Source organism: Pseudomonas sp. p99-361 (assembly GCF_003935475.1).
Taxonomy (GTDB): domain Bacteria; phylum Pseudomonadota; class Gammaproteobacteria; order Pseudomonadales; family Pseudomonadaceae; genus Aquipseudomonas; species Aquipseudomonas juntendi.
Genome location: NZ_RHQO01000036.1, coordinates 44,038 through 53,521, shown reverse-complemented (window position 1 = coordinate 53,521; position 9,484 = coordinate 44,038). Strand labels below are relative to the sequence as shown.

8 protein-coding genes are annotated in these 9,484 nt (G+C 63.5%); 2 read left to right on the top strand and 6 right to left on the bottom strand.

The window, feature by feature from the left end; translation table 11 throughout:
- Positions 1-191: 191 nt before the first annotated feature.
- The gene (gene rlmM, locus EGJ22_RS16615) at positions 192-1,256 is read right to left on the bottom strand and encodes a 23S rRNA (cytidine(2498)-2'-O)-methyltransferase RlmM (protein WP_029886189.1); all 1,065 of its coding nucleotides are present in this window, start codon (positions 1,254-1,256) and stop codon (positions 192-194) included.
- Between the two features lie 224 nt (positions 1,257-1,480).
- Between rlmM and acnA the strand changes: the two genes are divergently transcribed.
- Positions 1,481-4,222, top strand: a complete 2,742-nt coding sequence (acnA, locus tag EGJ22_RS16610; protein ID WP_029886188.1) for an aconitate hydratase AcnA — start codon at positions 1,481-1,483, stop codon at positions 4,220-4,222.
- A 180-nt stretch (positions 4,223-4,402) separates the two neighbouring features.
- Positions 4,403-5,968, top strand: coding sequence for a PAS domain-containing methyl-accepting chemotaxis protein (locus EGJ22_RS16605; protein WP_029886187.1), 1,566 nt, complete (start codon positions 4,403-4,405; stop codon positions 5,966-5,968).
- 67 nt (positions 5,969-6,035) lie between these two features.
- Here the strand turns inward: EGJ22_RS16605 and EGJ22_RS16600 are convergent, their stop codons facing one another.
- The 5 genes from EGJ22_RS16600 to EGJ22_RS16580 form a co-directional block, all read right to left on the bottom strand.
- Positions 6,036-6,920, bottom strand: a complete 885-nt coding sequence (locus EGJ22_RS16600; protein WP_029886186.1) for a pseudouridine synthase — start codon at positions 6,918-6,920, stop codon at positions 6,036-6,038.
- Positions 6,921-6,971: 51 nt separating this feature from the next.
- Positions 6,972-7,280 (bottom strand): hypothetical protein, encoded by a 309-nt coding sequence (locus EGJ22_RS16595; RefSeq protein ID WP_009683997.1) that lies wholly within the window; start codon positions 7,278-7,280, stop codon positions 6,972-6,974.
- 65 nt (positions 7,281-7,345) lie between these two features.
- Positions 7,346-7,777: a D-Ala-D-Ala carboxypeptidase family metallohydrolase gene (locus EGJ22_RS16590; protein ID WP_029886185.1), complete on the bottom strand. Its 432-nt coding sequence runs from the start codon at positions 7,775-7,777 to the stop codon at positions 7,346-7,348.
- A 108-nt stretch (positions 7,778-7,885) separates the two neighbouring features.
- Positions 7,886-8,125, bottom strand: coding sequence for a glutaredoxin family protein (locus EGJ22_RS16585; RefSeq protein WP_009683999.1), 240 nt, complete (start codon positions 8,123-8,125; stop codon positions 7,886-7,888).
- Between the two features lie 65 nt (positions 8,126-8,190).
- On the bottom strand, positions 8,191-9,399 hold the full coding sequence (locus tag EGJ22_RS16580; protein WP_029886184.1) for an ammonium transporter: 1,209 nt from the start codon (positions 9,397-9,399) through the stop codon (positions 8,191-8,193).
- Positions 9,400-9,484 lie beyond the last annotated feature (85 nt).

Genomic DNA, 9,484 nt, shown 5'->3' with positions numbered 1-9,484 from the left:
CTTTTTGTCGCGTTTGACAAAAAGTGACTCGCCGTAAGGGCGAAAAGGTGACTATGCGTCGCTATCGCAGCTGGAGTGATCGCGCCACCAAAAACCAGCGCCCAGGATTCCAAGCTCTGCACCAGTGTGGGCGTTGAAACCGCATAGGTATTCGTTGCCATCGGCCCCACCCTCAAGCACCAACCACCGATTCAACGAGGTTTCAGATCAAGCCGCCGCAAATGGCATGTCACTTCCTCACGGTCGTGATACAGCTGCTTGCACGCAATCGAAACCCGTACCTTGCGCGCCTTGAACGTCGCCTCCATGCGCTCGAGCAGCCGCCGTACCTCGGCATAACGCTGCTTCATCGGCAACTTCAGGTTGACCACCGCCTCCCGGCATAGCCCCTCACCCAACCAGGTTTCGATCAGCGAAGTCGTCCGCGCCGGCTTCTCGACGATATCGCAAACCATCCAGTCCACCGGTTGCCTGGGTTGCCAGGTAAAGCCATCGGCCATCAGGTGCTGGACCAGGCCGGTATCCATCAGGCTCTCGGCCATCGGCCCATTATCGATAGCCGTCACCAACATGCCACGACGCACCAGCTGGTAAGTCCACCCCCCCGGCGAAGCCCCCAGGTCGACGCCGGTCATATCATCGCCCAAGCGCTGCTCCCACTGCTCACGCGGGATGAAATGGTGCCAGGCCTCTTCCAGCTTGAGGGTCGAACGGCTGGGCGCCTCGCGGGGGAACTTGAGACGCGGGATACCCATGGGCCACAACGCGCTGTTGTTGGCCGCAGCGATACCCGCAAATACCCGCCGGCCACTGATGAAGGTCAGCAGCAAGCGTGGGCGGCTGGCGTCGTCAACCAGGCGCCCGGCCTTTTCCAGGGCCTTGCGCAAAGGCACTTCGAACTTGCGGCAGAACGTCGATAACGCCTTGCCCTCGTTGCTGTCCAGCACTTCCAGCCACAGGCTGCCGAACACCGGAAAACCAGGCAACTGCGCCAGCAGCACACTGATACGGTCACTTTCCGGCAGCTCGACAAACGCACCCCGGGCCCATTGCCGCGGGAAGATCAGCTGATTGAAACGCAGCTCCCCCATCAACCGCTCGGCACCGCCCTCCTCGCTACAGACAAACTCGGCGCTGGCACTTTGCGGCTTGCCTTTGGCATAGCCCGCGACACCCAGGCGGGCGGCATGTTCGCTGATCTCGGCGCACACCTCACCCTCGAAACCGGGCCGGCAATGCATGAACAGGGTATTCATCTCTCACTCCACTACGGCGGGCGCGTCACAGGCGCCGGCAGGGCGGCGATGATAAAGGAAGTTCGGAACCTGCGACACGCCCCGCCGGTCCAGAAAAGGGTCAGGTGGCTTAAACCGGTCTAACCTGACCTTTCAGCCAGGTCCGTGCCGTGCGGGCCGATACATAACGGTGCTACCGGCAAACCGCAATTCAATGCCGGGCACCGGCGCAGAAGGAGTTGGCAATGCCCTCGCTCGATAGCCTGAACACCCTCAAGCCGCTCAAGGTCGGCGACCAGACCTACCACTATTTCAGCCTCACCGAAGCCGCCCGCCAGCTGGGTGACCTGCAACGCCTGCCCATGTCCCTGAAGGTGCTGCTGGAAAACCTGCTGCGCTGGGAAGACGGCAAAACCGTGACCGGCGACGACTTGCGCGCCCTCGCCCAATGGCTGGGCGAGCGGCGCTCCGATCGCGAAATCCAGTACCGCCCCGCACGCGTACTGATGCAGGACTTCACCGGCGTACCGGCAGTGGTCGACCTGGCCGCCATGCGCGCCGCCATGGCCAAGGCCGGCGGCGATCCGCAACGCATCAACCCGCTGTCACCGGTCGACCTGGTGATCGACCACTCGGTGATGGTCGACCGCTACGGCACAACGCAAGCCTTCAGCGAGAACGTGGAAATCGAAATGCAGCGCAACGGCGAGCGCTATGCTTTCCTGCGCTGGGGCCAGAACGCCTTCGACAACTTCAGCGTGGTACCGCCGGGCACCGGCATCTGCCACCAGGTCAACCTGGAATACCTGGGCCGCACGGTATGGACCCGTGAAGCCGATGGCCGCACCTATGCCTTCCCCGACACCTTGGTCGGCACCGACTCGCACACCACCATGATCAACGGCCTGGGCGTGCTCGGCTGGGGGGTCGGCGGTATCGAGGCCGAGGCGGCCATGCTCGGCCAGCCCGTATCGATGCTGATCCCGGAAGTGATCGGCTTCAAGCTGACCGGCAAGCTGCGCGAGGGCATCACTGCGACCGACCTGGTGCTGACCGTGACCCAGATGCTGCGCAAGAAAGGCGTGGTCGGCAAGTTCGTCGAGTTCTATGGCGACGGCCTGGCCGAGCTGCCGCTTGCCGACCGCGCCACCCTCGCCAACATGGCCCCGGAGTACGGCGCTACATGCGGGTTTTTCCCGGTCGATGACGTCACCCTGGACTACCTGCGCCTGTCTGGGCGGCCAGAAGCGACCGTGCAACTGGTCGAGCAGTACTGCAAAACCCAAGGCATGTGGCGCTTGCCCGGCCACGAGCCGCTGTTCAGCGACACCCTGGCGCTGGACATGCACGACGTCGAAGCCAGCCTGGCCGGGCCCAAGCGGCCGCAGGACCGGGTCGCACTGGGCCAGGTCAGCCAGGCCTTCGACCACTTCATCGAACTGCAACCCAAGCCGCTGGCCAAGGAAGTCGGCCGCCTGGAAAGTGAAGGGGGTGGCGGCGTGGCCGTTGGCAATGCCGACCAGGCCGGCGAGATCGACTACAGCCACCAAGGCCAGACCCACACCCTGCGTGATGGCGCCGTGGTGATCGCCGCCATCACCTCGTGCACCAATACCTCCAACCCCAGCGTGATGATGGCTGCCGGGCTGGTAGCCAAGAAAGCCCTGGAAAAAGGCCTGCAACGCAAACCCTGGGTGAAAAGCTCGCTGGCACCGGGCTCCAAGGTGGTCACCGACTACTTCCAGGCCGCCGGGCTCACGCCATACCTCGACGAACTGGGCTTCGATCTGGTTGGCTATGGCTGCACTACCTGCATCGGCAACTCCGGCCCGCTGGATGAAGCCATCGAGAAAGCCATTGCCAGCGCGGACCTCACCGTAGCCTCGGTGCTGTCGGGCAACCGCAATTTCGAAGGGCGCGTTCACCCGCTGGTCAAGACCAACTGGCTCGCATCGCCGCCGCTGGTCGTGGCCTATGCGCTCGCCGGCAGTGTGCGCGTGGACCTGACGCGTGACCCGCTGGGTACGGGCAAGGACGGCCAACCGGTGTACCTGCGCGATATCTGGCCCAGCCAGCAGGAGATCGCGGCGGCCGTGGCCAAGGTCGACACGGCCATGTTCCACAAGCAATATGCCGAAGTGTTCGCCGGCGATGCCCAGTGGCAGGCCATCGAGGTACCCCAGGCCGCTACCTACGTGTGGCAGGCCGACTCCACCTATATTCAGCACCCTCCCTTCTTCGACGACATCGGCGGGCCGCCACCGGCCATCACCGATATCCGCGGCGCCCGCGTGCTGGCGCTGTTGGGCGACTCGGTGACCACCGACCATATTTCGCCTGCCGGCAACATCAAGGCCGACAGCCCAGCGGGGCGCTACCTGCGCGAAAAAGGTGTGGAGCCACGCGACTTCAACTCCTATGGTTCGCGGCGCGGCAACCATGAAGTGATGATGCGCGGTACGTTCGCCAATATCCGAATCCGCAACGAAATGCTGGCGGGCGAGGAAGGCGGCAACACCTTGCACGTGCCCTCGGGTGAAAAACTGTCGATCTATGACGCAGCCATGCGCTACCAGCAGGACGGAACCCCGCTGGTGGTGATCGCCGGGCAGGAATACGGCACCGGCTCCAGCCGCGACTGGGCGGCCAAGGGCACCAACCTGCTGGGCGTGAAGGCAGTGCTGGCGGAAAGCTTCGAGCGTATCCACCGCTCCAACCTGGTGGGCATGGGCGTGCTGCCGCTGCAGTTCACGGCCGGGCACGACCGCAAGGCGCTGGGGCTGACCGGCAAGGAGCAGATCGACGTGCTGGGGCTGGACGGCGCACCGATTCACCCCGGCATGCCGCTACAGGTGCGCATCACCCGCGAGGATGGCCAGCAGGAACAGATCGAGGTGCTGTGCCGGATCGATACCGTCAACGAGGTGGAGTACTTCAAGGCAGGCGGGATTCTGCATTATGTGCTGCGCCAGCTGATTGCGGGTTGAGGGCGCAGCCGCACTGGAAAACCTGCGACACCTGCCAATCGAGCGCCGCCCACACGGCGTTCGATTGCTCAGGCACCCTTGCACCAAAATCGAACACCTTTTGTCACGCATGTTAAATAATCACTCAATAATCCCGGTGGCTTGCCGATACCCATCCAAAGCCCTGCGGACTATCACCCCATGCGTAACAACCAGCCGATTACCCAGAGAGAACGGACTTTCCCTGCCCAGCAGCGGTTGATCTCCACCACCAACGCCAAGGGCGTGATTACCTACTGCAATGATGCCTTCATCGACATCAGTGGGTTCACCCGCGAAGAACTGACCGGTGCGCCGCACAATCTGGTGCGCCACCCCGACGTGCCGCCTGCTGTGTTTGCCCATATGTGGCAAACCCTCAAGCAAGGCCAGCCGTGGATGGGTATCGTCAAGAACCGCTGCAAGTCGGGCGATCACTACTGGGTCAACGCCTACGTCACACCGATTTTCGACAACAACCAGGTGGTCGGCTTCGAGTCTGTGCGGGTCAAACCCACCGCCGAGCAGATCCGCCGCGCCGAGGCGCTGTACCAGCGCATCAACCAGGGCAAGCCGCCGGTACCGCGCCGTGACAAGTGGCTGCCGGTGCTGCAGGACTGGTTGCCGTTCATCCTGATCAGCCAGGCGGGCTTCCTGATTGGCAACTGGCTGGGCCATTCCTGGGGCTTCGCGTTGGCCGCCGCGCTTTCCGTACCGCTTGGGCTGATCGGCCTGAGCTGGCAGCAACGAGGCCTCAAGCGCTTGCTGCGGCTGGCTGAACAGACCACCTCCGACCCGCTGATCGCGCAGATGTACACCGACAGCCGTGGCGTGCAGGCCCGCCTGGAAATGGCCATGCTCAGCCAGGATGCGCGCATGAAAACCTGCCTGACCCGCTTGCAGGACAGCGCCGAGCACCTCAGCGACCAGGCGCGGCAGTCCGACGCCCTGGCACACAAGAGCTCTTCGGGGCTGGAACGCCAGCGGGTCGAAACCGAACAGGTCGCCGCCGCCGTCAACCAGATGGCTGCGACCACCCAGGAAGTTGCCAACCACGTGCAACGCACAGCCGATGCCACCCAGGAAGCCAACCGCCTGACCAGCCAAGGCCGGCAGATTGCCGGGGAAACCCGCGAGGCCATCGAACGCCTGTCGACAGCAGTGGGCGAAACCGGCCAGACCGTCACGCAACTGGCCAAGGACAGCGACGAAATTGGCGGTGTCGTCGATGTGATCAAGGGCATTGCCGACCAGACCAACCTGCTGGCATTGAATGCCGCCATCGAGGCGGCGCGGGCTGGGGAAATGGGCCGTGGCTTTGCCGTAGTGGCCGACGAAGTGCGCCAGCTGGCTCAACGCACCGCCGAGTCCACCGGGCAGATCCACAGCCTGATCGCCAAGCTGCAGCAAACCGCCAGCAACGCCGTACTGACCATGGAAACCGGCCACCGTCAGGCGCAGGAAGGCGTTGATCGTGTGATGCAGGCTGACGAAGCGCTGGTCGGCATCAGCGAAGCGGTCGCCAACATCACCGACATGGCGACCCAGATTGCCGCCGCGACCGAAGAGCAGACCGCCGTGGCCGATGAGATCAGCCGTAACATCAGCACCATCGCCGAACTGGCCGACCAGACCGCCGAGCAGGCACAGCACTCGGCGCTGTTGAGCGAAGAGCTGACCACTACGGCCGGGAGCCAGTACTCACTTGTGGAGCGCTTCAACCGCTGACCGCAGACCTGCGCGCCGCGAGGGGTTGCACAGCAGCCCCTGGCTGGCAACGCATGCCCAGGCAGGGTTACCAGTCCAGGCTCAAGCGGCTCTCGAAATAGCGCTCTTCGCCGCTCAACGGGTCGGTGAAACGCAGGCTCTGCGCCAGCAGTTTCAATGGCCGCTGGTAATCGTCTGCGGTGTCGAGCAACTGCGGATAGAACGGGTCATTGCTGATGCCCGCGCCCAACGCAGCCATGTGCACCCGCAACTGGTGGGTCTTGCCGGTGACCGGCGACAACCCGTACCGCCACAGCGCTCCACGCTTCTCCAGCACCTCGGCCAGGGTTTCACTATTGGCTTCACCCTCTACCTCATGCATGCGGAAAAAGGGCTCGCCATGCACCAGGCGGCTTTTGTGCACCAACGGAAACGCGTGTTGCGGCAAAGCGGCCGCGATGGCCTGGTAGCGCTTGTCGATACGTCGCTCGGGGAACAGCCGCTGATAAGCGCTACGCGTATGCGGGTTGGCAGAGAACAGCACGAGCCCGGCGGTATGCCGATCGATGCGATGCAACGGCACCAGGTGAGGGTTATCCAGCCTGCGGATCAGGCGGCGCAGCAAGGTGTGCTCAACGTACTCGCCAGTCGGTGTCACCGGCAGGAAATGCGGCTTGTCCGCCACCACCAAGTGCTCGTCCACGTGCAGCACGTGCTCCTGCACCGGGATCGGTCGCTCGTTCGGCACTTCGCGAAAATAGTGCAAGCGCATGCCCGGTTTGTAAGGCAGCTCGGCAGCCACTGCCTGCCCCTGGGCGTCCAGCACCCGCCCCCTGGCAAAGCGGTCGAGCCACTGGGCACGGTCGATGGCCTTGAAATGGTCACACAGGCAATCGAGCACCGTTGCCCAGTGACCGGGTGGCAGGCACACGGTGCTGGCTTGCTGGCGGGCGGGGTCGAAAGGCGTGGACATGGCAGGGCTCGGAACAGAAACGGCCGCGCATTATCACCCAACCCCGCCCCATCAACCAGCCTGGGCCAGCGCCTCGCTGCGTTCCTTCAACCAGCGCAGCACCTGCACAGGCTCCCAGCGGCCAGGGTCGTAAAGTGCGTAGAGCGCCCCTTGGTACCCGACCACATCGAGCCCACGGTGGTAGCCGGCCCGCTGGAACAAGGCTTCGATCTCGGCAAAGCAGGTATTGAAGTGCACCTTGCCGAAGGGGGTGCGGTCATCGGTCACCAGGCCCTCGAGGCGCAGTTCCAGAACGGCGTCGGCCACCCGCTCCACAGGCATGCGGTTGACGCTGTACTTGAGTTGCTCGACGTTGAGCATGGCTTTACCTCGATACTGTATTTATATACAGCATACGAACATCCTCGCGTCGCAGTCAATGCGCTTCATTGCAGCCCCGCCAGATAGCCGCTGCCCTTGCGGATGGTCAACACCTGGCGCCGCGGGGTGCCCCGCGCCACCGACAGGTGCACCCACTTGTCGAATTCCAGGATGAGTTGATCGAAGGGCACCGTACTTTCGCTGATCCGTTGCACGGTCTCGCGCGGGCTGACCTCGATGACCGTGAAGTCAGCCGCCAGCCCTTGTACATGCTGGCTGTTGGCGGCACCGCCAATCAAGCGGTTGACTTTCTCGCTACGGTAGCCACTGCTGACAATGATGGGCACGCCGAACAGCGCGCGCACCTGCTCCAGGGCACAACACAGCAATTGCAGGTTGGCCCTGGCTTCAGGTGGCGGGGTGTTGTCGAACCCATCCCTGGCCGCGAGCTGGGAAACGGTCAGTTCAGCGAGGGTGAAATGTGGTGTGATCAACATGGCAAGCGGTTCCGATGATGGCTAGGGGCACCGGCACTGGTGCGCCGGCGCCTGATCATCAGCGCGCATCACCTGCCATGGAGCAGGGTTGTACCTCCCCTGTCGGTGTCATTGCCCCAGGAACGCCACCACCTGCTCGGCATCGAACGGCCAGTGCAACTCGGCACCGTTGTCACAGCGCCGGAGCACCGGAATGACCAGCCCATAGCGTTCGAACAAAGGCTGGCTTTCGGCAACATCGACCAGCTCCACCAGCAGGCCATGATCGACGAAGGGCATCAGCACCGACTCGGCCACTTCACACAGGTGGCAGCCGAGGGTGCCGAACAGTTGGCATTCAGGCAGCATGGGGCGGGTCCCGATGTGGCATGCAGAGAAACCTATTCTAGGACCACCACGGCCATCGTGCACCTTCAATCCTGGCTGGTGGCGCCGATACGGTGCAGCGACAGGTCAGCGCCCTGGAATTCCTGCTCATGGCTCAGCCGCAGGCCATGCACGGCGCGCAGCGCACCATACACGGCAAAACCACCGGCGAGTGCCACCACCACCCCCATCAGGCTCCCCAGCAACTGGCTGACCAGGCTCACGCCGCCCATGCCGCCCAGTGCCGCCTGGCCGAAGATGCCGCAGGCAACCCCACCCCACACGCCACACAGACCATGCAACGGCCAAACACCCAGCACGTCGTCGATTTTCCAGCGGTTCTGGGCCGCGGTGAACGTCCACACGAACAGCCCGCCCGCCACCAGGCCGGTAGCCAGCGCACCGATCGGGTGCATCAGGTCAGAGCCGGCGCAAACCGCCACCAACCCGGCCAACGGCCCGTTATGCAGGAAGCCAGGGTCGTTGCGCCCGGCCAGCAACGCCGACAACGTGCCGCCAACCATGGCGAGCAGCGAGTTGATCGCCACCAGGCCACTGAGCCCCTCCAAGGTCTGGGCGCTCATCACGTTGAAACCGAACCAGCCAATGATCAGGATCCACGAGCCCAGGGCGAGAAAGGGAATGCTCGAGGGCGCAAAAGCCACCAGCCGACCATCGCGATAGCGACCGCGGCGCGGGCCGAGCAGCAGCACCGCCGCCAGCGCCAGCCAGCCGCCCATGGCATGCACCACTACCGAGCCGGCAAAGTCATGGAACGGCGCGCCAAAGCGGTCCTGCAACCAGGCTTGCAGGCCCAGGTTGCCGTTCCATACCACGCCCTCGAAGAAGGGGTAGACGAATGCCACGATCAGTGCGGTGGCACACAGTTGCGGCACGAAACGCGCACGCTCGGCGATGCCCCCGGAAATGATCGCCGGAATGGCTGCAGCGAAGGTCAACAGGAAGAAGCACTTGACCAGCGCGTAGCCATGGTCGGCAGCCAGCGTTGCAGCAGGCTGGAAGAAGTTGACCCCATAGGCGATCCAGTAGCCTATAAAGAAATACACCAGCGCCGAAATGGCGAAGTCGCTGAGGATCTTCGACAAGGCATTGACCTGGTTCTTGTGGCGTACGGTGCCCACTTCGAGAAACGCGAAGCCGGCATGCATGGCCAGCACCAGAATGGCGCCCATGAGAAGGAACAGGGTGTTGGAACCGTGGACCAGGGAGTCCATCGCGCTGTGCATGTTATCCATGAAATAGGCAGACCTGCTGAAAAAGGCACCAGGACAGTTCAAGAACCTGCATCCCTGCACCGAATCGGTGCCAGCCATCACCCTG

Excerpts from the sequence above, each read along its gene's own strand:
- EGJ22_RS16605 (WP_029886187.1), top strand. The coding sequence starts at position 4,403 with ATGCGTAACAACCAGCCGATTACCCAGAGAGAACGGACTTTCCCTGCC.
- EGJ22_RS16585 (WP_009683999.1), bottom strand. The coding sequence starts at position 8,125 with ATGCTGCCTGAATGCCAACTGTTCGGCACCCTCGGCTGCCACCTGTGT.
- EGJ22_RS16595 (WP_009683997.1), bottom strand. The coding sequence starts at position 7,280 with ATGCTCAACGTCGAGCAACTCAAGTACAGCGTCAACCGCATGCCTGTG.
- EGJ22_RS16590 (WP_029886185.1), bottom strand. The coding sequence starts at position 7,777 with ATGTTGATCACACCACATTTCACCCTCGCTGAACTGACCGTTTCCCAG.
- rlmM (WP_029886189.1), bottom strand. The coding sequence starts at position 1,256 with ATGAATACCCTGTTCATGCATTGCCGGCCCGGTTTCGAGGGTGAGGTG.
- EGJ22_RS16600 (WP_029886186.1), bottom strand. The coding sequence starts at position 6,920 with ATGTCCACGCCTTTCGACCCCGCCCGCCAGCAAGCCAGCACCGTGTGC.
- acnA (WP_029886188.1), top strand. The coding sequence starts at position 1,481 with ATGCCCTCGCTCGATAGCCTGAACACCCTCAAGCCGCTCAAGGTCGGC.
- EGJ22_RS16580 (WP_029886184.1), bottom strand. The coding sequence starts at position 9,399 with ATGGATAACATGCACAGCGCGATGGACTCCCTGGTCCACGGTTCCAAC.